The organism is Streptomyces sp. NPDC058619, assembly GCF_042717785.1.
GTDB lineage: Bacteria > Actinomycetota > Actinomycetes > Streptomycetales > Streptomycetaceae > Streptomyces.
In genome coordinates, this window is record NZ_JBHXQN010000001.1 from 352,153 (window position 1) to 378,593 (window position 26,441).

Annotated in this window: 24 protein-coding genes; 7 read left to right on the forward strand and 17 right to left on the reverse strand. The window is 72.3% G+C overall.

The features are described 5' to 3' along the window. Nucleotides 1–3: 3 nt before the first annotated feature. From nuoH to ACFWTC_RS01760, 8 genes are read right to left on the reverse strand one after another with little or no spacing between them, the layout of a single operon-like run. The gene (nuoH, locus tag ACFWTC_RS01725) at nt 4–1,356 is read right to left on the reverse strand and encodes an NADH-quinone oxidoreductase subunit NuoH (RefSeq protein WP_383925992.1); all 1,353 of its coding nucleotides are present in this window, start codon (nt 1,354–1,356) and stop codon (nt 4–6) included. Next, nucleotides 1,353–3,860 (reverse strand): NADH-quinone oxidoreductase subunit G, encoded by a 2,508-nt coding sequence (locus ACFWTC_RS01730; RefSeq protein WP_383925995.1) that lies wholly within the window; start codon nt 3,858–3,860, stop codon nt 1,353–1,355. Before ACFWTC_RS01730 ends, nuoH begins: the two co-directional genes overlap by 4 nt. Beyond that, entirely contained in the window at nt 3,857–5,254 is a 1,398-nt protein-coding gene (gene nuoF / locus ACFWTC_RS01735; protein WP_383925998.1) for an NADH-quinone oxidoreductase subunit NuoF, read from the reverse strand. Before nuoF ends, ACFWTC_RS01730 begins: the two co-directional genes overlap by 4 nt. Beyond that, on the reverse strand, nt 5,254–5,991 hold the full coding sequence (nuoE, locus tag ACFWTC_RS01740) for an NADH-quinone oxidoreductase subunit NuoE (RefSeq protein ID WP_383926000.1): 738 nt from the start codon (nt 5,989–5,991) through the stop codon (nt 5,254–5,256). Before nuoE ends, nuoF begins: the two co-directional genes overlap by 1 nt. After that, nucleotides 5,988–7,310 carry an NADH-quinone oxidoreductase subunit D gene (locus tag ACFWTC_RS01745; protein ID WP_383926002.1) on the reverse strand — a complete coding sequence of 441 codons (1,323 nt, stop codon included), beginning with the start codon at nt 7,308–7,310 and terminating at the stop codon, nt 5,988–5,990. The genes nuoE and ACFWTC_RS01745 overlap by 4 nt, the downstream gene beginning before the upstream one ends. Beyond that, nucleotides 7,310–8,029 carry an NADH-quinone oxidoreductase subunit C gene (locus ACFWTC_RS01750; protein ID WP_267724072.1) on the reverse strand — a complete coding sequence of 240 codons (720 nt, stop codon included), beginning with the start codon at nt 8,027–8,029 and terminating at the stop codon, nt 7,310–7,312. The genes ACFWTC_RS01745 and ACFWTC_RS01750 overlap by 1 nt, the downstream gene beginning before the upstream one ends. Next, a complete protein-coding gene (locus ACFWTC_RS01755) occupies nt 8,026–8,580 on the reverse strand; it encodes an NADH-quinone oxidoreductase subunit B family protein (RefSeq protein WP_007265818.1) in 555 nt (184 codons plus the stop codon). The genes ACFWTC_RS01750 and ACFWTC_RS01755 overlap by 4 nt, the downstream gene beginning before the upstream one ends. 15 nt (nt 8,581–8,595) lie before the next feature. Further along, a complete protein-coding gene (locus ACFWTC_RS01760) occupies nt 8,596–8,955 on the reverse strand; it encodes an NADH-quinone oxidoreductase subunit A (RefSeq protein ID WP_030010013.1) in 360 nt (119 codons plus the stop codon). Nucleotides 8,956–9,748: 793 nt separating this feature from the next. Here ACFWTC_RS01760 and ACFWTC_RS01765 point away from each other — a divergent pair. Both ACFWTC_RS01765 and ACFWTC_RS01770 read left to right on the forward strand, forming a co-directional pair. Further along, nucleotides 9,749–10,633, forward strand: a complete 885-nt coding sequence (locus ACFWTC_RS01765; protein WP_383926005.1) for a C40 family peptidase — start codon at nt 9,749–9,751, stop codon at nt 10,631–10,633. Between the two features lie 246 nt (nt 10,634–10,879). Further along, a complete protein-coding gene (locus tag ACFWTC_RS01770; protein WP_383926007.1) occupies nt 10,880–11,131 on the forward strand; it encodes a hypothetical protein in 252 nt (83 codons plus the stop codon). A 130-nt stretch (nt 11,132–11,261) separates the two neighbouring features. On the opposite strand, the gene ACFWTC_RS01775 is transcribed toward ACFWTC_RS01770, so the two are convergent. Then, on the reverse strand, nt 11,262–12,545 hold the full coding sequence (locus ACFWTC_RS01775) for a geranylgeranyl reductase family protein (RefSeq protein WP_384025819.1): 1,284 nt from the start codon (nt 12,543–12,545) through the stop codon (nt 11,262–11,264). Nucleotides 12,546–12,642: 97 nt separating this feature from the next. On the opposite strand from ACFWTC_RS01775, the gene ACFWTC_RS01780 reads away from it, so the two are divergent. After that, a complete protein-coding gene (locus ACFWTC_RS01780) occupies nt 12,643–13,173 on the forward strand; it encodes a GNAT family N-acetyltransferase (RefSeq protein WP_383926013.1) in 531 nt (176 codons plus the stop codon). Between the two features lie 75 nt (nt 13,174–13,248). Here the strand turns inward: ACFWTC_RS01780 and ACFWTC_RS01785 are convergent, their stop codons facing one another. Together ACFWTC_RS01785 and ACFWTC_RS01790 are read right to left on the reverse strand one after the other, a co-directional pair. Further along, nucleotides 13,249–14,160, reverse strand: a complete 912-nt coding sequence (locus ACFWTC_RS01785; protein ID WP_383926015.1) for a glutaminase — start codon at nt 14,158–14,160, stop codon at nt 13,249–13,251. 7 nt (nt 14,161–14,167) lie between these two features. Then, nucleotides 14,168–14,860, reverse strand: a complete 693-nt coding sequence (locus ACFWTC_RS01790; protein WP_383926017.1) for a demethylmenaquinone methyltransferase — start codon at nt 14,858–14,860, stop codon at nt 14,168–14,170. Nucleotides 14,861–15,194: 334 nt separating this feature from the next. On the opposite strand from ACFWTC_RS01790, the gene ACFWTC_RS01795 reads away from it, so the two are divergent. Beyond that, nucleotides 15,195–16,124, forward strand: coding sequence for a DUF3152 domain-containing protein (locus ACFWTC_RS01795; RefSeq protein ID WP_383926020.1), 930 nt, complete (start codon nt 15,195–15,197; stop codon nt 16,122–16,124). 52 nt (nt 16,125–16,176) lie between these two features. Next, entirely contained in the window at nt 16,177–16,560 is a 384-nt protein-coding gene (locus ACFWTC_RS01800) for a response regulator transcription factor (RefSeq protein ID WP_383926022.1), read from the forward strand. A 46-nt stretch (nt 16,561–16,606) separates the two neighbouring features. Here the strand turns inward: ACFWTC_RS01800 and ACFWTC_RS01805 are convergent, their stop codons facing one another. The 4 genes from ACFWTC_RS01805 to ACFWTC_RS01820 form a co-directional block, all read right to left on the reverse strand. Beyond that, nucleotides 16,607–17,257, reverse strand: coding sequence for a hypothetical protein (locus ACFWTC_RS01805; protein ID WP_383926024.1), 651 nt, complete (start codon nt 17,255–17,257; stop codon nt 16,607–16,609). Nucleotides 17,258–17,264: 7 nt separating this feature from the next. Beyond that, entirely contained in the window at nt 17,265–18,464 is a 1,200-nt protein-coding gene (gene mqnC, locus ACFWTC_RS01810) for a cyclic dehypoxanthinyl futalosine synthase (RefSeq protein ID WP_383926027.1), read from the reverse strand. Between the two features lie 72 nt (nt 18,465–18,536). Continuing rightward, complete coding sequence (locus ACFWTC_RS01815; protein WP_384025816.1) at nt 18,537–20,309, reverse strand: serine/threonine-protein kinase; 1,773 nt, start codon at nt 20,307–20,309, stop codon at nt 18,537–18,539. 220 nt (nt 20,310–20,529) lie between these two features. Then, the gene (locus tag ACFWTC_RS01820; protein WP_383926033.1) at nt 20,530–21,387 is read right to left on the reverse strand and encodes a menaquinone biosynthetic enzyme MqnA/MqnD family protein; all 858 of its coding nucleotides are present in this window, start codon (nt 21,385–21,387) and stop codon (nt 20,530–20,532) included. A 237-nt stretch (nt 21,388–21,624) separates the two neighbouring features. Here ACFWTC_RS01820 and ACFWTC_RS01825 point away from each other — a divergent pair, with 237 nt between their 5' ends. Then, nucleotides 21,625–21,828: a cold-shock protein gene (locus tag ACFWTC_RS01825; protein WP_267724031.1), complete on the forward strand. Its 204-nt coding sequence runs from the start codon at nt 21,625–21,627 to the stop codon at nt 21,826–21,828. Between the two features lie 225 nt (nt 21,829–22,053). Here the strand turns inward: ACFWTC_RS01825 and ACFWTC_RS01830 are convergent, their stop codons facing one another. Next, nucleotides 22,054–23,802: a hypothetical protein gene (locus ACFWTC_RS01830; RefSeq protein WP_383921013.1), complete on the reverse strand. Its 1,749-nt coding sequence runs from the start codon at nt 23,800–23,802 to the stop codon at nt 22,054–22,056. A 263-nt stretch (nt 23,803–24,065) separates the two neighbouring features. Between ACFWTC_RS01830 and ACFWTC_RS01835 the strand changes: the two genes are divergently transcribed. Further along, entirely contained in the window at nt 24,066–24,464 is a 399-nt protein-coding gene (locus ACFWTC_RS01835) for a hypothetical protein (protein WP_383921010.1), read from the forward strand. A 70-nt stretch (nt 24,465–24,534) separates the two neighbouring features. Here the strand turns inward: ACFWTC_RS01835 and ACFWTC_RS01840 are convergent, their stop codons facing one another. Next, nucleotides 24,535–26,295 (reverse strand): AMP-dependent synthetase/ligase, encoded by a 1,761-nt coding sequence (locus ACFWTC_RS01840; protein WP_383921008.1) that lies wholly within the window; start codon nt 26,293–26,295, stop codon nt 24,535–24,537. Nucleotides 26,296–26,441 lie beyond the last annotated feature (146 nt).

The window sequence follows — 26,441 nt, forward strand, 5'->3', positions numbered from 1 at the left end:
CTCTCAAGCCTCCTCTCGGTCGCTGTCGGAATTCGTCCCGCCGCTGACGATCAGATCCCGCTCGCGGCGGGACCTCCGGCGCGGTACGGGTGCCAGCTGCTGGCCGGGCTTGGGCGGTACGGGGAACCCGCCCGCCAGCGGGTCGAAGGGCTCGGCGTCGTGGACGGCCTCCTGGGCCGCCGCCTTCTCGCGCTTGTCGCGGAAGAGGTCCACGACGAAGGAGAGGAGCAGGATCGCCACGACGGCGCCGCCGACGTAGAGGACGATCTCGCTGAAGTCGTAGGCCTCGTTGCGCAGCGCGCGAACGGTCGCCACGAGCATCAGCCAGACCACCGAGACCGGGATCAGGACCTTCCAGCCCAGCTTCATCAGCTGGTCGTAGCGCACGCGGGGCAGCGTGCCGCGGAGCCAGATGAAGAAGAAGAGGAGGAGCTGCACCTTGAGGACGAACCAGAGCATCGGCCACCAGCCGTGGTTCGCGCCCTCCCAGTAGGTGGAGATCGGCGCGGGGGCCCGCCAGCCGCCCAGGAAGAGGGTGACCGAGACGGCCGAGACGGTGACCATGTTGACGTACTCGGCGAGCATGAACAGCGCGAACTTGATGGAGGAGTACTCGGTGTTGAAGCCGCCGACGAGGTCGCCCTCGGACTCCGGCATGTCGAAGGGCGCGCGGTTCGTCTCGCCGACCATCGTGATCACGTAGATGATGAAGGAGACCGGCAGCAGGATGATGTACCAGCGGTCCGCCTGGGCTTCGACGATCGCCGAGGTCGACATCGACCCGGAGTAGAGGAAGACCGAGGCGAAGGCCGCGCCCATCGCGATCTCGTACGAGATCATCTGCGCGCAGGAGCGCAGTCCGCCGAGGAGCGGGTAGGTCGAGCCGGAGGACCAGCCGGCGAGCACGATCCCGTAGATGCCGACCGAGGCCACCGCGAGGATGTAGAGCATCGCGATGGGCAGGTCGGTCAGCTGCATCGTGGTGCGCTGGCCGAAGATGGAGACCTCGTTGCCCGCGGGCCCGAAGGGGATCACCGCGATGGCCATGAAGGCCGGGATGGCCGCGATGATCGGGGCCAGGACGTAGACGACCTTGTCGGCCCGCTTGACGATCAGGTCTTCCTTCAGCATGAGCTTCACGCCGTCGGCGAGCGACTGGAGCATGCCCCAGGGGCCGTGCCGGTTGGGGCCGATGCGCAGCTGCATCCAGGCGACGACCTTGCGCTCCCACACGATGGAGAACAGCACGGTCACCATCAGGAAGGCGAAGCAGAAGACGGCCTTGAGGACGACGAGCCACCAGACGTCGCGGCCGAAGAGGGAGAGGTCCTCCGCGGCGATCTGTACCGCGTTCACGCGTCCACCTCCGCAGTGCTGGCGCCCGCGCCGGCCGGGGTCGCCGGACCGATGCGCACGAGGGTGCCCGGACGGGCGCCGGTGTCGGCGAGGACGCCGGATCCGGTGGAGTTCAGCGGGAGCCAGACCACGCGGTCGGGCATCTCGGTGATCCGCAACGGCAGTTCCACGGTCCCGGCGGGGCCGGTGACCGCGAGGACGTCGCCGCTCTTGACGCCGGTCTCGGCGGCCGTGGCCGCCGACAGCCGGGCGCTGGCCTCGTGCCGGGTGCCGGCCAGGGCGTCGTCGCCGTCCTGGAGGCGGCCCTGGTCGAGGAGCAGGCGGTGGCCCGCGAGGACCGCCTCGCCCGCTCCGGGGCGGGGCAGCGGCTCCGGGTCGGTGGACTGCTCGGAGGCGAGCGCCCCCTCCCACGGGCCGAGCCGCTCCAGCTCCCGGCGTACGGCGTGCACGTCGGGCAGGGCGATCGGCCGGTCGGCCGCGTCGGCCAGCATGTGCAGCACGCGGGAGTCGGCGGGGGCGAGGCGCCGGGTCATCTGCTCGGGCTTGAGGGCGGCCTCGAACGGCCGGACCCTGCCCTCCCAGTTGACGAACGCGCCCGGCTTCTCGACGACCGCGGCGACCGGGAAGACCACGTCCGCGTGGTCGGTGACCTCGCTGGGCCGCAGTTCCAGGGAGACCACGAAGGCCTCCTGGAGCGCGGTGCGGGCGCGGGCCGGGTCGGGCAGGTCGGCGACCTCCACGCCCGCGACCAGCAGGGCGGACAGCTCGCGCGTGGCCGCGGCCTCGACGATCTGGCCGGTGTCGCGCCCGTAGCGGTGCGGGAGTTCGTCCAGGCCCCAGGCGGTGGCTACCTCGTCGCGGGCGCGCGGGTCGGTGGCCGGGCGGCCGCCGGGCAGCAGGGACGGCAGCGCGCCAGCCTCGACGGCGGCCCGCTCGCCGGCCCGGCGCGGGATCCACACCAGCTCGGCGCCGGTGGCGTTGGCGGCCCGTACGGCGGCGGTCAGCGCGCCCGGGACGCCGGCGAGGCGCTCCCCGACCACGATGACGGCGCCGGGCTCGCGCAGCGCGTCGGCGGCGGTGGAGCCGCCGGCCTCCAGGCCGCCGCGGGTGGCCAGCGCGTCGAGCCAGGCGGGCTCGGTGCCGGGGGCGGCGGCCAGCAGGGTGCCGCCCGCCTTGGCCAGGCCCCGGGTGGCGAAGGGGGCGAGGGCGAAGGTCCGCTGCTTGTGCTTGCGGTGGGCCTTGCGCAGCCGCAGGAAGACGCCGGGGGCCTCCTCCTCGGCCTCGATGCCGGCGAGCAGCACCGCGGGCGCCGCCTCCAGCGAGGCGTACGTGACGCCGGTGCCGTCGAGGTCCTTGCCGGTGCCGGCGACGGAGGCGGCCAGGAACTCGGCCTCCTCCGCGCTGTGCACGCGGGCCCGGAAGTCGATGTCGTTGGTGTCGAGGACCACGCGCGCGAACTTGGCGTACGCGTAGGCGTCCTCGACGGTGAGCCGGCCGCCGGTCAGCACGCCGGCCCGGCCGCGCGCCCCGGCCAGCCCGTTCGCCGCGGCCTCCAGCGCCTCGGGCCAGCTGGCCGGGGCGAGGATGCCGTCGGTGCCGCGCACCAGCGGGGTGGTGAGCCGGTCCGGGCGCTGCGCGTAGCGGAACCCGAAGCGGCCCTTGTCGCAGATCCACTCCTCGTTGACCTCGGGGTCCTCGCCGGCCAGGCGGCGCAGCACCTTGCCGCGCCGGTGGTCGGTCCGGGTCGCGCAGCCGCCCGCGCAGTGCTCGCACACGCTCGGGGAGGAGACGAGGTCGAACGGGCGGGAGCGGAACCGGTAGGCGGCCGAGGTCAGCGCGCCGACGGGGCAGATCTGGATGGTGTTGCCGGAGAAGTACGACTCGAACGGGTCGTCCTCGCCGGTGCCGACCTGCTGGAGCGCGCCGCGCTCCAGCAGCTCGATCATCGGGTCGCCGGCGATCTCGTTGGAGAAGCGGGTGCAGCGCGCGCACAGCACGCACCGCTCGCGGTCCAGCAGCACCTGGGTGGAGATCGGGACGGGCTTCTCGTAGGTGCGCTTCCTGCCCTCGAAGCGGGACTCGGCGTTGCCGTGGGACATCGCCTGGTTCTGCAGCGGGCACTCGCCGCCCTTGTCGCAGACCGGGCAGTCCAGCGGGTGGTTGATGAGCAGCAGCTCCATCACCCCGCGCTGGGCCTTGTCGGCGACCTCCGACGTCAGCTGCGTCTTGACGACCATGCCGTCGGTGCAGGTGATCGTGCAGGAGGCCATCGGCTTGCGCTGGCCCTCGACCTCGACGATGCACTGGCGGCAGGCACCGGCCGGCGGGAGGAGGGGGTGGTCGCAGAACCGGGGGATCTCGATGCCGAGCTGTTCGGCGGCCCGGATCACCAGGGTGCCCTTGGGCACCGACAGCTCGATGCCGTCGATGGTCAGCGACACCAGGCTCTCCGGGGGTACGGCGGCCTCGCCGCCACCGGCCGGCGCGTTGGTGGTGATGGTCATGCGTTCACCTCCGTGTCAGCCCAGAGGGTCGACTTCTTGGGGTCGAAGGGGCAGCCCTTGCCCGTGATGTGCTGCTCGTACTCCTCGCGGAAGTACTTGAGCGAGGAGAAGATCGGACTGGCCGCACCGTCGCCGAGGGCGCAGAAGGACTTGCCGTTGATGTTGTCGGCGATGTCGTTCAGCTTGTCGAGGTCGGACATGACGCCCTTGCCGGCCTCGATGTCGCGCAGCAGCTGGACGAGCCAGTACGTGCCCTCGCGGCACGGGGTGCACTTGCCGCAGGACTCGTGGGCGTAGAACTCGGTCCAGCGGGTGACGGCCCGCACCACGCAGGTCGTCTCGTCGAAGCACTGGAGTGCCTTGGTGCCGAGCATCGAGCCGGCCGCGCCGACGCCCTCGTAGTCGAGGGGCACGTCGAGGTGCTCGTCCGTGAACATCGGGGTGGAGGAGCCGCCCGGGGTCCAGAACTTCAGCCGGTGTCCGGGGCGCATCCCGCCGCTCATGTCGAGCAGCTGGCGCAGGGTGATCCCGAGCGGGGCCTCGTACTGGCCGGGGCCGGAGACGTGCCCGGAGAGCGAGTACAGGGTGAAGCCGGGGGACTTCTCGGTCCCCATGGACTTGAACCAGTCCTTGCCCTTGTCCAGGATCGCGGGCACCGAGGCGATGGACTCGACGTTGTTGACGACGGTGGGGCACGCGTAGAGCCCCTCGACGGCCGGGAAGGGCGGCCGCAGCCGGGGCTGTCCGCGCCGGCCTTCGAGGGAGTCGAGCAGCGCCGTCTCCTCGCCGCAGATGTACGCGCCCGCCCCGGCGTGCACCGTGATGTCGAGGTCGAGCCCGCTGCCGAGGCCCCCCTTGTCCCGGGATTCGGCCTTGCCGAGGTATCCGGCCTCGTACGCCTCGCGCACCGCCTCGTGCAGGCGCCGCAGCACCGGTACGACCTCGCCGCGCAGGTAGATGAAGGCGTGCTCCGAGCGGATCGCGTAGCAGGCGATGATCATTCCCTCGATGAGGGAGTGCGGGTTGGCGAAGAGGAGCGGGATGTCCTTGCAGGTGCCCGGCTCCGACTCGTCCGCGTTCACGACCAGGTAGTGCGGCTTGCCGTCGCCCTGCGGGATGAACTGCCACTTCATCCCGGTGGGGAAGCCGGCGCCGCCGCGGCCGCGCAGACCGGAGTCCTTGACGTAGGCGATCACTTCGTCCGGCGTCATGGCCAACGCCTTGCGCAGGCCCTCGTAGCCTCCGTGGCGCCGGTAGGTCGCCAGCGTCCACGACTGCGGGTCGTCCCAGAACGCCGACAGGACGGGCGCCAGGAGCTTCTCCGGGCTGCCGCTTCCCCCGGCTTCCGGCGGGGAGGTGTCCCCGCGGCTTTCCTTCGGAGTGGACACGGTCATCACTCCCCTCCCTGGGTGGTGGTCTCGCCCCGCGGGTGCACGATCGAGGTGTGCGGGGTCTCGCCGCGGGCGATGCGCAGCCCGATGAGGGAGGCGGGGCCGGCGCCGCCGGTGGCCTCCACCGCGCCCTCGCGCTCGTCCGGGAAGCCGGCAAGGATGCGGGCCGTCTCCTTGTACGTGCACAGCGGCGCGCCCCGGGTCGGCTCGACCGGGCGGCCGGCCAGCAGGTCGTCGACCATGGCCTTGGCGGACTCGGGGGTCTGGTTGTCGAAGAACTCCCAGTTCACCATCACCACGGGGGCGAAGTCGCAGGCCGCGTTGCACTCGATGTGTTCGAGGGTGACCTTGCCGTCGGGGGTGGTCTCGTTGTTGCCGACCCCGAGGTGTTCCTTGAGCTCGTCGAAGATGGCGTCGCCACCCATCACCGCGCACAGGGTGTTCGTACAGACGCCGACCTGGTAGTCGCCGGAGGGCCGCCGCCGGTACATCGTGTAGAAGGTGGCCACGGCCGTGACCTCGGCGGTGGTCAGGCCCAGCACGTCGGCGCAGAAGCGGATGCCGGTGCGCGAGACGTAGCCCTCCTCCGACTGGACGAGGTGGAGCAGGGGCAGCAGCGCGCTGCGGCTGTCGGGGTAGCGCGCGATGACCTCGGCGGCGTCCGCCGCGAGCCGCTCGCGCACCTCCGCCGGGTAGTCCGGGGCGGGCAGCCGGGGCATGCCCAGTTGGATGTCGGTCATCGGTCGACGCCTCCCATCACGGGGTCGATGGAGGCGACGGCGACGATGACGTCGGCGACCTGGCCGCCTTCGCACATCGCGGCCATGGCCTGCAGGTTGGTGAAGGACGGGTCCCGGAAGTGGACCCGGTAGGGGCGGGTGCCGCCGTCGGAGACGACGTGGACGCCGAGCTCGCCCTTGGGCGATTCGACGGCCGCGTAGGCCTGCCCGGCGGGGACCCGGAAGCCCTCGGTCACCAGCTTGAAGTGGTGGATGAGGGCCTCCATGGAGGTGCCCATGATGTTCTTGATGTGGTCGAGCGAGTTGCCGAGGCCGTCGGGCCCCATGGCGAGCTGCGCCGGCCAGGCGATCTTCTTGTCGGCGACCATCACCGGACCCGGCTGCAGCCGGTCCAGGCACTGCTCGACGATCCGCAGCGACTGGCGCATCTCCTCCAGGCGGATCAGGAACCGCCCGTACGAGTCGCAGGTCTCGGTGGTCGGGACGTCGAACTCGTACGTCTCGTAACCGCAGTACGGGTCCGACTTGCGCAGGTCGTGCGGCAGGCCGGCGGACCGCAGCACCGGGCCGGTGGCGCCGAGCGCCATGGCTCCGGTCAGGTCGAGGTAGCCGACGTCCTGCATGCGGGCCTTGAAGATGGGGTTGCCGGTGGCGAGCTTGTCGTACTCCGGCAGGTTCTTCTTCATGGTCTTGACGAACTCGCGCAGCTGGTCGACCGCGCCCGGGGGCAGGTCCTGGGCGAGGCCGCCGGGCCGGACGAACGCGTGGTTCATGCGCAGGCCGGTGATCAGCTCGAAGACGTCCAGGATCAGTTCGCGGTCGCGGAAGCCGTAGATCATGATCGTGGTCGCGCCCAGCTCCATGCCTCCGGTGGCGATGCACACCAGGTGGGAGGAGAGCCGGTTGAGCTCCATCAGCAGGACGCGGATGACGGTGGCGCGGTCCGGGATCTGGTCGGTGATGCCGAGCAGCTTCTCGACGCCGAGGCAGTAGGCCGTCTCGTTGAAGAACGGCGTCAGGTAGTCCATGCGCGTCACGAACGTGGTGCCCTGCGTCCAGTTTCGGTATTCGAGGTTCTTCTCGATGCCGGTGTGCAGGTAGCCGATTCCGCAGCGGGCCTCGGTGACCGTCTCGCCGTCGATCTCCAGGATCAGGCGGAGCACTCCGTGGGTGGACGGGTGCTGGGGGCCCATGTTGACGACGATCCGCTCGTCGTCCGCGCGGGCCGCCGACTGGACGATCTCGTCCCAGTCGCCGCCGGTGACGGTGTAGACGAGGCCTTCGGTGGTCTCCCGGGAGGAGGCGTGTGAAGTGGACATCAGCTGTACGACCTCCGCTGGTCGGGAGCCGGGATCTGGGCGCCCTTGTACTCGACGGCGATGCCGCCGAGCGGGTAGTCCTTGCGCTGCGGGAAGCCCTGCCAGTCGTCCGGCATCATGATCCGCGTCAGGGCGGGGTGCCCGTCGAAGACCAGGCCGAAGAAGTCGTAGGTCTCGCGCTCGTGCCAGTCGTTGGTCGGGTAGACCGCCACCAGCGAGGGGACGTGCGGGTCGCTGTCCGGGACCGACACCTCCAGCCGCAGGATCCGCCCGTGGGTGAGCGAGCGCAGGTGGTAGACGGCGTGCAGCTCGCGCCCCTTGTCGCCGGGGAAGTGCACCCCGGAGACGCCGGTGCAGAGCTCGAAGCGCAGGGCCGGGTCGTCGCGCAGGGTGCGCGCGACGCGCACGAGGTGCTCGCGGGCGATGTGGAAGGTCAGCTCGCCCCGGTCGACCACCGTCTTCTCGATGGCGTTCCCGGGGAGCACGTCCTGCTCCTCCAGGGCCCCTTCGAGCTCGTCGGCGACCTCGTCGAAGTACGAACCGTACGGGCGGCTGCTCGCGCCGGGCAGGGCCACGGTGCGGACCAGGCCGCCGTAGCCGCTGGTGTCGCCGCCGGCCGCCGCCCCGAACATGCCCGTGCGGACGCCGATGACCTCGGGGCCCTGGGCCCTCGGAGCGGGGACGTTGCTGCCGTTCTCCGGCTCTTGGGTCTCGCTCACCGGAGCAGCCCCTTCATCTCGATGGTGGGGAGTGCCTTGAGGGCGGCCTCCTCCGCCTCGCGGGCGGCCTCTTCCCGGTTCACGCCGAGCTTGGAGCCCTGGATCTTCTGGTGGAGCTTGAGGATCGCGTCCATCAGCATCTCGGGGCGCGGCGGGCAGCCGGGGAGGTAGATGTCCACCGGCACGATGTGGTCGACGCCCTGGACGATGGCGTAGTTGTTGAACATTCCGCCCGAGGATGCACAAACCCCCATGGAGATGACCCATTTGGGAGCGGGCATCTGGTCGTACACCTGCCGCAGCACGGGCGCCATCTTCTGGCTGACCCGGCCGGCCACGATCATCAGGTCGGCCTGGCGCGGGGAGCCGCGGAAGACCTCCATGCCGAAGCGGGCCAGGTCGTACCGGCCCGCTCCGGTGGTCATCATCTCGATGGCGCAGCAGGCGAGGCCGAAGGTCGCGGGGAAGACGGATGACTTGCGCACCCATCCCGCGGCCTGTTCGACGGTGGTCAGCAGAAAGCCGCTCGGCAGCTTCTCTTCCAGTCCCATGGAAACTTCAGCCCCTCAGTCCCATTCCAGGCCGCCGCGGCGCCAGACGTAGGCGTAGGCGACGAAGACGGTGAGCACGAAGAGCAGCATCTCGACGAGCCCGAAGATCCCCAGGGAGTCGAAGGTGACGGCCCAGGGGTAGAGGAAGACAACCTCGATGTCGAAGACGATGAAGAGCATCGCCGTCAGGTAGTACTTGATGGGGAAGCGGCCGCCGCCGGCCGGCATCGGAGTCGGCTCGATGCCGCACTCATACGCTTCAAGCTTTGCCCGGTTGTACCGTTTTGGACCGATCAGCGTGGCCATGACCACGGAGAAGATCGCAAACCCTGCGCCGAGGGCGCCGAGCACGAGGATGGGCGCGTACGCATTCACGCTCCTCGCTCCTTCCAGTCGTCCTTGACCGTTGGACCGCCGTACCGGCCGGGGGTGCCGCCCAGTAATGGACTGGGGGCGTGACCCGCCTCGCGAAGATCGTGTACATGTGAGGCAGTTCACAAGCCGGACTGCTGCGCATCTTATGCCCGCCTCTCTGTGATCTGCGACACGGGTTACAACAACGAGTTTGTGATCTCCACCACCTGGCGAACGATCATGAAGTCGGATGAGCAGTGATCTTCATACGCGAAGCATCCGGACGGTTACGAATGGTGACATCCAGCGTCGTTACCGCAGGTAGAGGGCACACCTCCACTATCAAGTGTGCCCCATACATGCAAATTGGCAAGAGTGTGGACCGCGTGCTATCGGCAACTCGCCTCCCCCGACCGGGGGACCGTCCGCGTACCGAGGTGGACGCGGGGTGCAAGCCGGACAGAACGGACTCCCGCGCACGTGCATCCGTTCACGAACCACGCGACGCCTTCACGGCCGGGTCACAGCGGGGCCACGGCGTCCGCACAGCGTGACGTCACTGTGACCTGCATCACGGTGAATTGGCGCTTCCGAAATGGGGCTTGGCCAACTGTCCGGCGGAATGGTAGGCCGTGGATCAATTCGGACTTAATGCAGAAACCACATGATCACAGGGTTGTGACGGTGTGTCCGATTAGCCCGTTACTGCGTCAATAAGAGGCTCGACGCGCCCGGTTAGCCCCCTTCGCGCACAACTGTGGCGCAGACCACGTTTCTTGAAGGGACCCCTGACGCCCTGATAGCGCTTGTCCTCATGTCCCACACCGCTCACATACCCAGCCACCGGAAGCCCCGCCGCAGCGCCTCGAAGCTCGCGGTCCGCGCCGGAGTAGCCGGTGGCGTCCTCAGCACCCTGGCCATGGCCGGAACCGCGAGCGCGTCGCCGACCGCAGAGCCCGTGGCCGAGACGACGCTCGAGATGCCGGTCCTCAACCTGGACCTCGGCGCCGACGCCTCCTCGGCCGTCACCGTCGCGGCCGAGAACACCCGTCTGGCCGCCGTCGAGGGCGAACTGACCGCCCAGGAGGAGAGCGCCCGCACCGGCGCCGCCGCCGAGGCGAAGAAGGCCAAGGAAGACGCCCAGCAGAAGGCCGACGCCGAGAAGAAGGCGAAGCAGGAGGCCGACCGCAAGGAAGCGGCCGACCGCGCCAACCGGAGCTCCGCCCGCTCCACGCTGGCGACCGCCTCGGCGTCCGACTCCGGCTCGGGCTCGAAGTCCGCTTCGGGCTCCGACTCCAGCACCGCCCCCACCCAGGGCAAGGGCACCGTCACCGCGCCGGCCACCGGTTCCGCCGCGTCCATCGTGAACTTCGCCCGCGCGCAGGTCGGCAAGGCGTACGTGCGGGGCGGCACCGGCCCGTCGTCGTTCGACTGCTCCGGTCTCGTCCAGGCCGCCTACCGCCAGGCCGGCATCACCCTGCCGCGCATGTCCCAGCAGCAGTCCTCGGCCGGCACCTCGGTGTCCCTGAGCGCCCTGCAGCCGGGCGACATCCTGTACTGGGGCTCCAAGGGCAGCGCGTACCACGTCGCCGTCTACGTCGGCGGCGGCAAGTTCGTCGGCGCGCAGAACTCCAGCACCGGCATCGTCGAGCGCTCCATGAGCTACGACAAGCCGACGGGCGCCGTGCGCGTCCTCTGAGCCGCTCTCCGGTCTCCGGAGCGTCAGGAAGGGCCGGTGCTCCCCCGCTCGGGGGTGGAGCGCCGGCCCTTCGGCGTCCTCAGGCGACCGAGGCCGCCGCCCTGCGGAGCGGGACGTGCCGCGCCGCACCGACCGCTGGGCGCTCGCCCGGCGGACGGCCCGTGCCGCGCCGCCCGGTGCCCTGCGAAGATGGCGGCGGCGCGTCCGTCCCGTCGGACCCGCCCCGACCCTGGAGGTGGTGGTCCCGTGAGCGCTCGACCGCACGCGTACCCCCGCGGCGGCGACCCCACCGCCGTCCCGGCCGCGTCCGGGCTCGGCCTCCTCGCCGTCGGCGGCTTGCTGCTGGGCACCGCCCGCCCCTGGCAGAAGCCCGGGAACGCGCTGTCCCTCGGCCTCGGCTGGAGCGCCTCGGCGGTGCTCCTGCTGTGCGGGCTGGTGCTGCTGACGCGCTGCGTGCGCGCGGTGCACCGCGCCGGGGACGCCGCCGGGGGGCCGTAGGACGGCCCGTGCAGCGGCCCGTACGGCCCGTACGAGGGCCCGTACGGCCCCCGGTACGGCGAAACGGGCCGCGCCCGGGGAGACCCCGCCGCGGCCCGCCGCGCAGGACCGGCCGTACCCCGCGCCCGCGTCAGGCCTTCGGGGCCACCTTCGAGAGCCCGTTGATGATGCGGTCCATCGCGTCGCCGCCCGTCGGGTCGGTCAGGTTGGCCAGCATCTTCAGCGTGAACCGCATGAGCACCGGGTGGGTCAGGCCGCGCTGGGTGGCGACCTTCATGACCTTCGGGTTGCCGATCAGCTTCACGAAGGCGCGGCCCAGCGTGTAGTAGCCGCCGTACGTCTCCTTGAGGACCTTCGGGTAGCTGTGCAGGGTGAGCTCGCGCAGCGCCGGGGTGGCGCGGGAGTGTGCCTGCACGATGACGTCGGCCGCGATCTGGCCCGACTCCATCGCGTAGGCGATGCCCTCGCCGTTGAACGGGTTGACGAGCCCGCCCGCGTCACCGACGAGCAGCAGGCCCTTGGTGTAGTGCGGCTGCCGGTTGAACGCCATCGGCAGGGCCGCGCCGCGGATCGGCTGCGTCATGTTCTCCAAGGTGTAGCCCCAGTCCTCGGGCATGGACGCGCACCAGGCCTTGAGGACCTCGCGCCAGTCCAGCTCCTTGAAGGCGGAGGAGGAGTTGAGGATGCCGAGGCCGACGTTGGAGGTGCCGTCGCCCATGCCGAAGATCCAGCCGTAACCGGGCAGCAGCCGGTCCTGCGCGCCGCGCCGGTCCCACAGCTCCAGCCAGGACTCCAGGTAGTCGTCGTCGTGCCGGGGCGAGGTGAAGTACGTCCGCACGGCGACGCCCATCGGGCGGTCCTCGCGCCGGTGCAGGCCCATCGCGAGGGACAGCCGGGAGGAGTTGCCGTCGGCCGCGACGACCAGCGGGGCGCTGAAGGTGACCGGGGTCTTCTCCTCGCCGAGCTTCGCCTGCACGCCGATGATGTGGCCGGTGCGCGGGTCGCGCACCGGCTCTCCGACGTTGCAGCGCTCGTAGAGCCGGGCGCCGGCCTTCTGGGCCTGGCGGGCCAGGGTCTCGTCGAAGTCGTCGCGCTTGCGCACGAGTCCGTAGTCCGGGTAGGAGGCGAGTTCCGGCCAGTCCAGCTGGAGGCGCTGGCCGCCGCCGATGATCCGCAGGCCCTTGTTGCGCAGCCAGCCGGCTTCCTCGGAGATGTCGATGCCCATGGAGACCAGCTGCTTGGTGGCGCGCGGGGTCAGCCCGTCACCGCACACCTTCTCGCGGGGGAACGCGGTCTTCTCCAGGAGCAGGACGTCCAATCCGGCCTTGGCGAGGTAGTACGCGGTGGTCGAGCCGGCGGGCCCGGCCCCGACGACGATCACGTCCGCGGAGTGTTCGGAGAGGGGCTCGGTCACTGCGGGGTCTCCCGAAGGCTCGATAAAGGGTGCCCAACGGCACCGGACATGTGCAGTCTATGCAGCGAGAGAGATCGCGATCCGAAGGGTGCCTCCGATGACCACCTCGCCGACCCGGCCGCTTCCCGCCGTGCAGCTGCGCGTGCCCACCGACGAGGACGCGCGTGCCTGGCACCGGGTCTTCGACGATCCGGAGGTGATGGAATTCCTCGGCGGGCCCGCCGAACTGTCCCTGTACGAGGAGTTCACCGCGCGCCAGCGCATGCACGACGCGCAGCTCGGCCACTGCCTGTGGACCCTGCTCGACACGGACGGCGCGGTGATCGGCTTCACCGGCGCGCAGCCGTGGCCCCGGGAGAAGGAGTGGGGACCGGTCGGGGAGATCGAGATCGGCTGGCGGCTGGGCCGCTCCGCGTGGGGCAAGGGGTACGCGTACGCCGCCGCGCTGGCCACCGTGGAGCGGGTCCGCGCGGTGGGCGTCCCGCACGTCGTCGCGATGATCAACGACGAGAACCAGCGGTCGATCGCGGTGGCGGAGCGGCTCGGCATGACCCTGGCGGAGCGCTTCCTGCTCCCGGGCGGCGTGCGCCACGGCCGACGCTACGAGCTGACGCTGTCCGGAAGCTGACCGCGACCGCCGCCGACCCGGCCGGGGCGCCGTGCCGCGGCCGTGCCCACGCCGGCCCGCGGCCCGCGGCGGCGGTCAGAAGACCGACAGGCCCGTCAGGGTGGTGAACCGGTCCAGGGCCGCCACGCCCGCGACCGAGTTGCCCTGGGCGTCCAGCCCGGGGCTCCACACGGCGACGGTGCACTGTCCGGGGACGACCGCGACGATGCCGCCGCCGACCCCGCTCTTGCCGGGCAGCCCGACCCGGTAGGCGAACTCGCCCGCCGCGTCATAGGTCCCGCAGGTCAGCATGACGGCGTTGATCTGCTTGGCCTCGCTGCGCGTCAGCAGCCGGGAGCCGTCCGCGCGCAGGCCGTGCCGGGCCAGGAAGCGGCCGGCGCGGGCCAGGTCGGCGCAGCTCATCTCGATGGAGCACTGCCAGAAGTAGTGCTCCAGCAGGGCGGGCACCGGGTTGTCGATGTTCCCGTACGAGGCCATGAAGTGCGCGACGGCGGCGTTGCGGTCGCCGTGCGCCTGCTCCGAGGCCGCGACCTCGGCGTCGAAGCCTATGTCGGGGTTGCCGCTCTCCTCGCGAAGGAAGTCGAGCAGTTCGCTGCTCGCGTCGCCGGTCAGGGTCTGCAGCCGGTCGGTGACGACGAGGGCGCCCGCGTTGATGAACGGGTTGCGCGGGATGCCGTTCTCGTACTCCAGCTGCACGAGGGAGTTGAACGGGTTGCCGGACGGCTCCCGTCCCACCCGCTCCCACAGGCTGACGCCGCCCTCGGCCAGGGCGAGGGCGAGCGCGAAGACCTTGGTGATCGACTGGGTGGAGAAGGGGACCTGCCAGTCGCCCACCCCGTGGACGTTGCCGTCGAGGTCGACGATGGCCATCCCGAACTGTGCGGGGTCCACGGACGCGAGCGCCGGGATGTACTCGGCGGGCGTTCCGCTGCCGATCAGCGGGGCGATGTCCGCCGCGACCTGTTCCAGCAGCGTTTGGTAGTCCACGGCAGTTTCAGTCCTTGGTGCCGCGGTGCAGCGCGACGATCCCGCCGCTCAGGTTGCGCCAGGCGGCCTTGGACCAGCCGGCCTTCTGCAGCAGGGCGGCCAGCGCGGGCTGGTCGGGCCATTCCCGGATGGACTCGGCGAGGTACACGTACGCGTCGGGGTTGGAGGACACGGCGCGGGCCACGGGCGGCAGGGCCCTCATCAGGTACTCGGTGTACACCGTGCGCAAGGGTGCCCAGGTCGGCTGGGAGAACTCGCAGATGACGACCTTGCCGCCGGGCTTGGTCACCCGGTACAGCTCGCGCAGGGCGGCGTCGGTGTCCTGGACGTTGCGCAGGCCGAAGGAGATCGTGACGGTGTCGAAGGTGTCGTCCTTGAACGGCAGCTTCGTCGCGTCGCCCGCGGTCAGCGGCAGCCAGGGGTTGCGCTTCTTGCCCTCGCGGAGCATGCCGAGGGAGAAGTCGCAGGGGACGACGTACGCACCGGTCGCGGCGAAGGGCAGCGAGGAGGTCGCGGTGCCCGCGGCGAGGTCGAGGACCTTCTGCCCGGGGCGCGCGCCGACCGCCTTGGCGACCTCCTTGCGCCACAGCCGGGCCTGGCCGAGCGAGAGGACGTCGTTGGTGAGGTCGTAGTTCGCCGCGACCCCGTCGAACATGGAGGCGACTTCGTGCGGCTGCTTGTCCAGGGAAGCCCTAGTCACTGGTGTTCGCCCCTCGGTGTGGAAAGCGGATCGGGTACGGGCCCATCCTCTCAGGCCGCGGCTCCCCCGGACGCGGCGGCTCGACCGGGGCTCCCGGGGCGGCGTGGGGCGGCCGGGCCGCACGGGGTGGAGCGGCGGCACCTGCCCTCCGCGACGGCCACCCGGTATACCCGCCCACACCGAGTCCCAACCACACAACTGGCCCGAAGGCCAGTTACGCCGATGGCCCGCGGCCGCGTTGACTGGCCGGGTGCGGCCCGGTGAGGGTCACCTCCGGACCGTGGCCCCCCGTGGCGGCCGGTCCGGCAGCGGCCGCCGAGCAAAGGGCTTCACGATGCCGGCAGGCCATTCCACCGGTCGATCCCCCCTCGGCCCGCGCGCCCGGCGCCGGGCACAGCGGCGGACGCGGCTGCGGCGTACGATCCTCGGCTCAGCGGCGCTCCTCGCGGTCTCCGCGACCGGCTACGCGATGGTGCCCGGGGAGGACTCCGCCGGGGTCTTTGACAAGCCGGCCGTCGCCGCCCGTACGCCGGAGGCCGGGGAGAGCCCCGCGGACGGGTCCGGAGCGGCCGCCCCGCAGGGCGGCAAGGCGGCCCCCGTGCCCGAGCGCTCCTCCGCCGCGCCCTCGGCGCAGGCCCCGGTGGTGACCAAGCCGTCCACCGCGCCGACGACCGCCGCCCCGTCGACCGCGGCCGTCCCGGCCTCCGGCCCGGGCACGTTCAAGCCCTCCGCCGCCTCCGGGCAGCCCCAGGGCACGGGGACCGCGCTGCGCTGGCGGATCGAGGTGGAGGAGAACAGCGGCCTCGATCCGGACGCGGCCGCCCGCGCCGTGGAGAAGATCCTCGGCGACCCGCGCGGCTGGACCAAGGACCCGGCCTACGCCTTCCAGCTGGTCGGGGCGGGCCAGCCGGTCGACTTCACCGTCAAGATCGCCACGCCGACGACCACCGACCGGCTGTGCGAGGTGGTCACCCCCGAGCTGATCGGCGAGACCAACTGCCGGGCCGGGCACACCGTCGTGGTGAACCTCAAGCGCTGGCAGGAGGGATCGCCGCAGTTCGACGGCCCGGTCGAGGAGTACCGGGCACTCATCGTGAACCACGAGGTCGGGCACGAGATCGGCCGCGGCCACGAGGGCTGCCCGGGGGCCGGGCAGCCCGCGCCCGCGATGATGCAGCAGATCAAGGGGCTCCAGGGCTGTACGGCCAATGCCTGGCCGTACAGTGCCGGCGGAACCTATCTGTCGGGCCCGAGCGTCCCATAACCGGGAGGGCCGGCCACCGGATGGGCCGGCCGGGGGCCGAGGAGTGAAAACCGTGCGCGTCGTCAGCTTCAGCGTCCCCGCCTGGTTCCCCCCGCACGGCGAGCCGGCGCGGCCCCGGGCCCAGCTGACCGAGCAGGAGTCGGCCGTGTTCCTGTGCCTGGCCACCGGCGCCTCCAACGCGGAGCTCGCGGTCGGGCTGCGGCTGTCCGTCAGCACGGTCAAGTTCCACGTGGTGAACATACGGGCGAAGCTGGGCGGGATCAGCCGCCTCCAGGCCTGCCTGCTGGCGGCCCTCGCCCGCGAGGACCTGCGCTCGGCCCCACCGGAGCCCGAACCGCCGCGAACGGACCCGCCGGAAGCGGGCCTGCCGGAAACGGCCCCGGCGGCCCCTGACCCGGTGGTCGTGACCGCGCCGACCGTGGAGCTGCCGGGCTGACCGGGGTCGCCGGGTGACGGGCCGCACGGCCCCGGCTTCCCCCCGCTCAGCGACGGCGGTGCAGCAGCCGTCCCCCGATGACCGTGGCCACGCAGCTGGTCGCGCCCCGCTCCAGCAGCTCCGCCGGATCCGCGGCCGCGAAGACCGCGAACCGGGCCGGGGCGCCCGGCTCCAGCACCCCGTGGAACGCCTCCTCGGCGGAGCCCCGCCCGGCGAACGGGTCCAGGGACGCGGGGACTTCGGCCGGCGCCGCCGCCGGGGGCAGGACCGTGAGCCCCGAGCGGACCACGGCCGTGCGCACCGCCGCGATCGCGAAGCGGCCGGTGACGGCCGTGACCCCGCGCGCGAGCAGTTTCTGCGTACCGCGCCGGGCGCTGTGGCCCCACCGCGCCTCGGTCATCTTCAGCCCGGCCAGCGCGGCCTCGCCCGTGACCGGTTCCGTGCCGAGTTCGGCGACCTCGTACGGGTCGTCCGGGTAGTACGTGCGCTCCAGTAGCTCGTCCGCGCCGCGGACCAGCAGCCCCGGGGTGAGCACCCCGGGCCAGCGCCGGCAGCGGGCGTGCGGGTGGGCCGCGGCGAGGTCCGCGTACGGCCCCGTGCGGGCGATCCGGTCCCCTTCGACGAGGACCGCGCCGCCGGGCACGGGGGCGGATCCCGGTCCGGGGACGAGGAGTTCGGCGGTGTGGAGCGTCAGCACGGCGCGGTCAGTTCGTCGAGATGAGCTTCAGCTCGGGATGCGCCGTGCCGCCTTCGAGGGCGGTGGAGGAGATGTGGGACACCACGCGGTCGTCGGCCGGGTCGTTCGCCGGGTCGTCGTGCACCAGCAGGTGCTCGTACGTGGTCGCGCGCTGCGCCGGGGTGCGGCCCGCCTTGCGGATCAGGTCGATGATCTCCTGGCGGTTGGAGCGGTGCTTGGCACCGGCCGAGGAGACGACGTTCTCCTCCAGCATGATCGAGCCGAGGTCGTCGGCGCCGTAGTGCAGCGAGAGCTGGCCCGCCTCCTTGCCGACGGTCAGCCAGGAGCCCTGGATGTGGGCGATGTTGTCGAGGAAGAGGCGCGCGATCGCGATCATGCGCAGGTACTCGAAGATCGTCGCCTGCGTGCGGCCCTTGAGCCGGTTGTTCTCGGGCTGGTAGGTGTACGGGATGAAGGCGCGGAAGCCGCCCGTACGGTCCTGGGTGTCCCGGATCATCGCGATGTGCTCGATGCGCTCGGCGTTGGTCTCGCCGGTGCCCATCAGCATGGTGGAGGTGGACTCCACGCCGAGCCGGTGGGCGATCTCCATGATCTCCAGCCAGCGCTCGCCGGACTCCTTGAGCGGGGCGATCGCGGTCCGCGGGCGCTCCGGCAGCAGCTCGGCGCCGGCGCCCGCGAAGGAGTCGAGGCCGGCCGCGTGGATGCGGGCGATGGCCTCCTCGGCGGAGACGCCGGAGATGCGGGCCATGTGCTCGACCTCGGACGCGCCGAGGGAGTGGATGACCAGCTGCGGGAAGTCCTTCTTGATGGCGGCGAAGTGCTCTTCGTAGTACTCGACGCCGTAGTCCGGGTGGTGCCCGCCCTGGAACATGATCTGGGTGCCGCCGAGTTCGACGGTCTCCGCGCAGCGGCGCAGGATGTCGTCGAGGTCGCGGGACCAGCCCTTCTTCGCGTCCTTGGGGGCCGCGTAGAAGGCGCAGAACTTGCACGCGGTGACGCACACGTTCGTGTAGTTGATGTTCCGCTCGATGATGTACGTCGCGATGTGCTCGGTACCGGCGTAGCGGCGGCGGCGCACGGCGTCGGCGGCCTGGCCGAGTGCGTGCAGCGGCGCGTGGCGGTAGAGGTCGAGCGCCTCTTCCCGGGTGATCCGGCCCCCCGCGGCGGCGCGGTCGAGGACAGACTGGAGAGCGGCCTGGTCGGTCACCGGTGCGTCACCTTTCGGCGGTGTGTCAAGGTCCGGACCGATCCAGCCTACGCCAGCGCCGCCGCGGGCCGGTCAGGGGCTTCGGGTGAGATCCCCCTCGGGGTTCCCGGCCGCCGTGTCCCCCGATCGGTAGTGCAGCGTTCCGCCCGGGCCGAGGGTGAAGCGCTCGTCGGCGGAGCCGCCCGAGCAGATGCCGGGGGCCGGGTTGGGGCCGCCCGAGGTGTCCAGGACGAGGGAGCGGTCGGTGGCGGAGGCCAGCTTCCAGTCCCCGCTGCAGTCGGTGCCCAGGAGCGGGACGACGGACTTGTCCCGGCCGACGACGCTGCCGGTCCGGCCGGCCCGGATGGTGATCTCGAACTCGACGGGAGCCCCCCGCTTGGTGGTGACCGTGCCCTTCCACGTGCCGACGAGTTCCTGGGGGACGTCGTCGCGGGTTCCCGCGGGCGGCCGGCCGCTCGCCGTCGGGCCGGTGCTCGCGCCCGGGCTGTCGCTCGCGCGCGGGGTGGCCGGCGCGCTGCCCGCCGGGGCGGGCGTCAGGGAGGCGGAGGGGCGGGTGTCGCCGGCCACGTCGCGTCCCCCGCCGTCGCCGCCGGGCAGCAGGCCGAGCCCGTACAGGCCGCCGGAGACAGCCGCCAGGACGGCGGCCGCGGCGAGCACCACGGTGCAGCTGAACCGCCGTCCGGCGGCGGTCACGCTGAGCTGCCGCCCGTCGGGCGCGCTCCGGGGACCGGGCACGCCCGCCGCCGCGGCCGCGGCGGGCCCGGCGGAGCCGGCGGGTCCCGGGTCGGGCCGTCCGTACGGGCCCGGCGTCGCCGGATGCGGCCCGGAGCCGGTCCCGGCCGGTCCGTAGGGGTCCCCGTACGAGGGGTCCGGCGCCCCGAAGCCGGCACCGGGGGCGGCCGCGCCGCCGTAGGAGGGGGTGGTGAAGGGCACCGGCCCCGAGGGGTGTTCGGGCGCCGTCGCGTCGAGGTCGAGCAGGGCCACCGCGGCCCGGCTGGCCGCCTCGACGAGGGGTCCCGGGAGCCAGCCCGGGGTGCCCGGGGCGTCGCCGAGTGCCGCCGCGACGTCCTCGGGGGCGGGCCGGTCGGCGGCCGCCTTGGCCAGGCAGGCGCCGATCAGCTCGCGGAGCTGCCCGGCGGGGACGTCGCCCAGCTCGGGCGGCTCGTGGACGACCTTGTAGAGGAGGGTGGCGGAGTTGTCCCCGGTGAAGGGCGGCCGCCCGGTCGCCGCGAAGGCCAGCACCGCGCCGAGCGAGAAGACGTCGGCCGCGCCGGTGATCCCCTTGCCGAGGATCTGCTCGGGCGACATGTAGCCGGGCGAGCCGATGGAGACCCCGGTGGAGGTGAGGGAGGCCGTCCCGTCGGTGGCGCGGGCGATCCCGAAGTCGATGAGCCGCGGCCCGTCGAGGGTCAGCATCACGTTGGAGGGCTTCACGTCCCGGTGGACGAGGCCCAGCCCGTGTACGGCGACCAGGGCCCGGGCGAGACCGGCGCCGAGCGCCCGTACCGAGGGCTCGGGCAGCGGCCGGTACGAGGCCAGCGCCCGGTCCAGGGAGGGCCCGGCCACGTATCCGGTCGCCACCCACGGCACGGCCGCTCCGGGGTCCGCGTCCAGGACGGGCGCGGTCCACTCGCCGCCCACCCGCCGGGCGGCCTCGACCTCGCGGCGGAACCGGGCCCGGAACTCCTCGTCGGCGGCGAAGTGCGGGTGCACGACCTTCACGGCGACGGTCCGGCCGCCGGCGCTGCGCCCCAGGTAGACCCGGCCCATGCCACCCGCGCCGAGCCGGCCGAGCAGCCGGTAGGCGCCGATGGTCCGCGGTTCGCCGGCTTCGAGCGGCTGCATCGCGTCCCCCTCCCCCGAGTTCCCGGACCGGGCCCGCCGCACGGTCCGGCCCTTCAGCACCTTAGGGCTTCGGGGGCGCGGCGGCTCCTGGTCCGGGCCTTCCCGCGGCGCCGATCTTCCCGGGCCGCATTCCCTTTCGCATTCCCGTCGGACGCCCGGAATGCGAAAAGGGAGGGAATTCCCGGGAAACTGGGCATTCGCCCGCCCGCGCCTATGGGGACTACAGGCGGACGGTGTTCAGCAACTCCACGGCGACATCGGCCGGGTAGCCCGTCGTGGGTCCGGTACGCCGCGCGAATTCCCGTACTCCGGCCAACTGGTCGGGTCCGAAGCGGAAGTCCAGGGTGGTGAAGTACCGCTCCAGGAGGTCGGCGTCGAAGGCCTCCCAGCGGGCCGCCTGCTCGGCGACCTTGGCGACCTCCTCCAGGGACACGTCCCGGGAGGCGAGGAAGGCCTCGTGGACCTTCTCGACGACGAGGGGCTCGCGGGCCAGGTAGTCCTTGCGGGCGGCCCAGACGGCGAAGACGAACGGCAGCCCGGTCCACTCCTTCCACATCTGCCCCAGGTCGTGCACGGCCAGGCCGAGCCGGGGGGCGTCGTGCAGGGAGGCTCGCAGGGCGGCGTCGCCGATCAGCACCGCGGCGTCGGCCTCCTGCATCATCAGCCCCAGGTCGGGGGGGCAGGTGTAGTAGTCGGGCCGGACCCCGTACTGCTCGGTGAGCAGCAGCTGGGCGAGGCGTACGGAGGTCCGGGAGGTCGAACCGAGTGCGACGCGGGCGCGGTCGAGCTGCTCCAGCGGCACCTGCGAGACGATCACGCAGGACATCACGGGCCCGTCGCAGCCGACCGCGAGGTCGGGGAAGGCGACGAGCTGGTCGGCGTTGCGGAGGAACTCCACGAGGGTGATGGGGGCGATGTCGAGCTCGCCCGCGACGAGGCGCTCGCTCAGCTTCTCCGGGGTGTCCTTGGTCAGCTCCAGGTCCAGCAGCGTGCCGGTTCTGGCCAGCCCCCAGTAGAGGGGCAGGCAGTTCAGGAACTGAATGTGGCCGACGCGGGGCCGGCTGCGATAGACGTCCACATCGCGAGACTAGCCCCCCTCATCACGTCAGCGTTCCGGCGGGTCTCAAACGTCCGGGTGACGTGATCTTTCCCTCTGGTCCTGGCCCGAGGGTGCGTGCTAGGCTCGTCGCAAGTTGCAGTTTGGTTTCCCTTGCAGTACGAGGCCTGCGGAGAATGTGACCCGCAGGCTTTTGTAGTTTTCAGACTTCTTAGCAGGTTCTGGAGCAGGGCGACCCTTTGGCCCATAGGAGGGCTCATGGCTACCGGAACCGTCAAGTGGTTCAACGCTGAAAAGGGCTTCGGCTTCATCGCCCAGGACGGCGGCGGCCCGGATGTCTTCGTCCACTACTCCGCGATCAATGCCGCTGGCTTCCGCTCCCTGGAAGAGAACCAGGCGGTGAACTTCGACGTCACGCAGGGTCCGAAGGGCCCGCAGGCGGAGAACGTCACCCCGGCCTAGTCGCCTGGGCCAACCTCATCGCGGTTGGAAAGCAGTACCCAAGGAGCCCCGTCCCTCTGCGCGAGCAGAGCGGCGGGGCTCCTGCCTTTCCCCTCCCGGGTGGGCGGGGGGGCGGGTACGGCTGTGGGCCCCGGCACCGTTCTCCCGGTGCCGGGGCCCACAGCCGTACGTGCGTGCCGGCCCGGTTCGGCCGCGGCCCTCGCGGGGGCGGCGGCCGATCGGGGGTCAGGCGGTCTTGGCCGGAGCCTTCGCCGGACCCTTCGCCGGGTCCGTCGGCGCAGTGGTCGGCGGGCCCGCCGGCGGGGTGGTCGCCCCGGCGGCGGTCACCTCGAAGTCCAGGACCAGGGTGACCTCGCCCGGGGTGGTCAGGCGGAGGTGGTAGGTGCCCGGGGCGAGGTCCGCGGCCGTGAACAGCTCCGGCAGGACGATCTTCCCGTCGGCGCCGGTCGCGGGAAGCTTCAGGCGGGTGACCTTCTCCCCCTCCTTGGCGCCCTTGAAGTACGGGCCCTTCGCCGTCGCCGGGTCCACCGGGACCCACGCGCCGTCCTTCTTCTCCACCAGTTCGGCGAGGACTCCGCTCACGGCGAGCGGCTTGCCCTGCGCCGTGGCGAGGAGCTCGACCCCCTTGAAGCTCTTGCCGGCGACCGCCGTCAGCGGCTTCGACCCTGCCGGGCGGGCCAGCAGGTCCACGACCGGCTTCGCCGTGACCGTGCCGGTGAACCCGACCGAGAGCCTGCCGACCTTGTCGTAGGCGGAGGCCCGCAGGGTGAACGTGCCGGGCTTGGCGCCCGCCTTGAGGCCGGGGGCGGTCGCGATGCCCGACGCGTCCGTCTTGACCACGAGGGAGTCGACGGGGGCCTTCGGGAAGGCGGTGCCGCCGGTGGTGTCCGACTCGACCGTGAAAACGACGTCCTGGCCGACGGCGGGCTTGCCGTCGCTGAGGGCCACCTTCACCTTCGGGACCTCGGCGAAGGCCGCTCCGGTCTCAGCCTTGAGGCCCGCGCCGCCCAGCATCGTCAGCTCGGCCAGGTGCGGCGCGGCGGGCGGTACGGGCTTCTCGGGCTGCGTCACCGGCGGGGTCGTGGGCTTCACCGGCGGGGTCGTCGGCCTGACCGGCGCCGACGGGGTGACGACCACCGGCGGGGAGGTCCGGGGCGGCGGGGTGGGCAGGGTGCCGGGCGGCGTGGTCGGGTAGTTCCCGGCGGGCGGGTTGGGGACCCCGGCGGCGCCGCCGGTCTGGTACTGGCGCATGTGGCCGAGCACCGTGTTCACGTACTCGCGCGAGTTGTTGTAGCTGAGGATCGCCTGGTCGAGCTTGGCGGCGTTCGTCAGGTCCTTGTCGCCGGCGCACAGGTAGAGCCCGGCGCCGAGCGCCGCGTCGTAGAGGTTGTTGGGGTCGCGCTTGGCGTCGCCGTTGCCGTCGGCTCCCCAGATCCGCCAGGTGGACGGGATGAACTGCATCGGGCCGATGGCGCGGTCGTACACGACGTCCGCGTCCCACTCGCCCCGGTCGGTGTCGCGGATCTCGGCGAAGCCGTTGCCGTCGAGGCGCGGGCCGCGGATCGGCTTCTCGGTGTAGCCGTCGGTCTTGAGGCCGTAGCCGGAGGCGTGCACGGACTCGACCCGGCCTATGCCGGCGAGCAGTTCCCAGGGCAGCTTGCAGTTGGGCAGCGCGGCGGCCACCGACAGCCCGGCGCGCTGGTAGGCGTCGAGGGCGGTGGCGGGTATCCCGTTGGCCCCCTCCTGCGTCGCGGCGCCCGCGGGCACCTGCGGGTCGGCGACCTCCCCGGGCAGGTCCAGCCGCGCGTCGCCTCGGTCGGCGGCCTGGGGACTGTCCGGCGTCGGCTCGGACTCGCCCGCATCGGCGGTCGACGGGGTGCTCACGACCGCTGCGGTGGTGAGACTGGCCGCGAGGGCGGCCGTGCACAGGACCTTGCGCGAGGTGTTGACGAAGTGACGGTGAAGCGGCTTCACAGTGCGGCGATCCCCCCAGGAGCCGTCAAAGGTGTACGGCCGGTCGGGCCGTGAATATCCACTGTCTATCAGGTATTCGACAGCGACTCGCCGTCCCCCCGGCAGATGTGACGCACCATTCGTCTCGGCTTCGCCGGAACCTTACGGACGGGTGGCCCAAGGCCCGGACCAGCCGCCCGGATTGCCCTGCGTGATCCGTTTTCACCCCCGCCCCGCGCCGCCCCCCGCCGCCCCGGCCGGGAGCCGCTGCTAGCTTCGGGCGCATGAGCGCACTGGTGTACGACCGGGACTTCCGCGAGAAGGCCGCCCGCCGGCTCGCCTGGGGCTTCGGCCTGCTCGCCGCGGCGTCGGGCGTCTGGCTCTGGGTCGCCGCGCAGCTGCTGCTCCCGTTCGCCGGGCCCTCCGACCAGGACTGCGAGTCCCGGGTGTTCTACGACGCCGGGGACGGGCGGCAGCCCGAGACCTACGCCGAGGCCGAGGGCGGGTCCTGCGAAGCCGAGCGGGACCTGGGCGGGCTCCTCGCGCTCACCCTCCTCTCCCTCCCCTTCGCCGTCGTCGGCACGGTCCTCTACACCTCGAGCAGCACCGCCACCCGCCTGAGCGCCCACGCGGCGGAGCTGGCCCGTCTGGAGGACTCCACCAAGAACTGGCCCCGCCCCTGAGCACCTCCGCCCCCGAGCACCTCCGCCCTGAGTACCTCCGCCCCTGACCCCGTCCGCCCCTCGTCTGCGCTCACTGCGTGTACAGCCCCTCGATCTCCCGGGCGTACCGCTGGGCGACCGCCGCGCGGCGGAGCTTGAGGGTCGGGGTGAGGGTGCCGGCCGCGATCGAGAACTCCTCCGGGAGGATGTGGAAGGCCCGGATGCGGGCCGGGCGCGAGACCGTGGCGTTGGCCTGCTCGACCGCCGCTTCCACCAGGGCGCGAACCGCGGGGTGGGCGGCCGGGTCGGGTCCCGGGTCGAGGCCTTCGCGGGCGGCCCAGGCCGTGATCTCCTCCGCGTCCAGGGTGATCAGGGCGACCGGGTGCGGGCGGCGGTCGCCGATCATCACCGCCCGGGAGACGTAGCGGGAGCGCTGGACGGCGAACTCGACCTCCGTCGGGGTGAGGTTCTTCCCCGCCGAGGTGATGACCAGTTCCTTCTTGCGGCCGGTGATGCGCAGGAAGCCGTCCCCGTCCAGCTCGCCGAGGTCCCCCGTGTGCAGCCAGCCCTCCGGGTCGACGGTCTCGGCCGTGGCCTTCGGGTTCGCGTGGTAGCCGGGGAAGACCATCGGCCCCCGCGCGAGGACCTCGCCGTCCTCCCCGATCCGCACCTCGCAGCCAGCGACCGGCCGGCCCACCGTCCCGTACCGCACCGCGTCCGGGTGGTTGAGGGAGATGACCCCGCCCGACTCCGTCATCCCGTACCCCTCGAACACGGCGATCCCGCACGCCCGCAGGAAGTCCAGCGTCGCCGGCGCGATCGGGGCGCCGCCGGTCAGCGCCCATTTCAGGCGGCCGCCGAACGCGCCCCGGACGAGGGAGTACAGGGACTCCTCGGCCGCCTCGTGCGCCGCCCGGAGCGACTCGGGCAGCCGGTTCTCCGCCGCGAGCACGCCGATCCGCACCGCCTCCTCGAAGCTCTCCCGGCCGCCCTCGCGGGCCTCCGCCAGGGACAGCACCACCGTGTGCAGCTTCTCGAACAGCCGGGGCACGGAGGGCAGGTGGGTGGGCCGTACGGCTCCCAGCTCCGCGAGCACGTCCTCGATCCGGCCGCCGAAGTAGCAGAGCTCCCCGCCCTCCAGCAGCGTCGTGAACTGGATCAGCTGGGCCAGCAGGTGCGCCAGCGGCAGGTACAGGTACGTCGAGTCCCCCGGGCCGCCCCTGACCAGAGGGAGCGTCGCGTCCTGGACGGCGCCGAGGTTGCCGTGGGTCAGCCGGCAGCCCTTCGGCAGTCCGGTCGTGCCGGAGGTGTAGACGATCGACGCGTCCGCCTCCGGAGTGACGGCGGCCGACCGCGCCAGCAGGGCGGCCTCCGGGGCCCGGTCCAGGCCGGGCAGCGCGTCCATGAGCACCACCGCCCGCAGCGCCGGCAGCTTCCCCCGCAGTGCCTCGACCCGCTCGCGCTGCGCCGCGTCGTCGCAGACCACCGCGACCGCCTCGGAGTCCGACAGCACCCAGGCCAGCTCCTCCTCCCCTGCCGTGGGGTAGACCGGCACGAGGACGGCGCCCGCCGCCATCACCCCGAAGTGCGTGTACGTCCACTGCGGCCGCGTCTGCGCCAGGACCGCGACCCGCTCCCCGGCGGCGACCCCCAGCCCGAGGAGCGCGCACCCGACGGCCCGTACCTCCGCGTCCAGTTCGGCGTACGTACGGGTCTGCCACCCGCCGCGGGCCTCCGCGGCCGCGCCCTCGCCCGGGTCCGTCCGCGGCCGGAACCGCAGGGCGGTCCCGGAGCCGTACCGCTCCCCGGTCCACCGGGTGAACTCCGCCAGTGTGCTGGGCCGACCGTCCATCGCATGCCCTCCCGGGAATCGGTGACCCCCGACGCTAGGCACCGCGGGCGGCCCCGCGGCATGACCGGAGGCGTCAGCCGCGCTGGCCGCAGCGCTCATCGGGCGCGACGGGTGGTGTCGCGTCCGTATCGCACCGGGGCCCCGGC

Excerpts from the sequence above, each read along its gene's own strand:
- ACFWTC_RS01730 (WP_383925995.1), bottom strand. The coding sequence starts at position 3,860 with ATGACCATCACCACCAACGCGCCGGCCGGTGGCGGCGAGGCCGCCGTA.
- nuoF (WP_383925998.1), bottom strand. The coding sequence starts at position 5,254 with ATGACCGTGTCCACTCCGAAGGAAAGCCGCGGGGACACCTCCCCGCCG.
- nuoE (WP_383926000.1), bottom strand. The coding sequence starts at position 5,991 with ATGACCGACATCCAACTGGGCATGCCCCGGCTGCCCGCCCCGGACTAC.
- ACFWTC_RS01745 (WP_383926002.1), bottom strand. The coding sequence starts at position 7,310 with ATGTCCACTTCACACGCCTCCTCCCGGGAGACCACCGAAGGCCTCGTC.
- ACFWTC_RS01755 (WP_007265818.1), bottom strand. The coding sequence starts at position 8,580 with ATGGGACTGGAAGAGAAGCTGCCGAGCGGCTTTCTGCTGACCACCGTC.
- ACFWTC_RS01765 (WP_383926005.1), top strand. The coding sequence starts at position 9,749 with ATGTCCCACACCGCTCACATACCCAGCCACCGGAAGCCCCGCCGCAGC.
- ACFWTC_RS01780 (WP_383926013.1), top strand. The coding sequence starts at position 12,643 with ATGACCACCTCGCCGACCCGGCCGCTTCCCGCCGTGCAGCTGCGCGTG.
- ACFWTC_RS01795 (WP_383926020.1), top strand. The coding sequence starts at position 15,195 with ATGCCGGCAGGCCATTCCACCGGTCGATCCCCCCTCGGCCCGCGCGCC.
- ACFWTC_RS01815 (WP_384025816.1), bottom strand. The coding sequence starts at position 20,309 with ATGCAGCCGCTCGAAGCCGGCGAACCGCGGACCATCGGCGCCTACCGG.
- ACFWTC_RS01825 (WP_267724031.1), top strand. The coding sequence starts at position 21,625 with ATGGCTACCGGAACCGTCAAGTGGTTCAACGCTGAAAAGGGCTTCGGC.
- ACFWTC_RS01835 (WP_383921010.1), top strand. The coding sequence starts at position 24,066 with ATGAGCGCACTGGTGTACGACCGGGACTTCCGCGAGAAGGCCGCCCGC.
- ACFWTC_RS01840 (WP_383921008.1), bottom strand. The coding sequence starts at position 26,295 with ATGGACGGTCGGCCCAGCACACTGGCGGAGTTCACCCGGTGGACCGGG.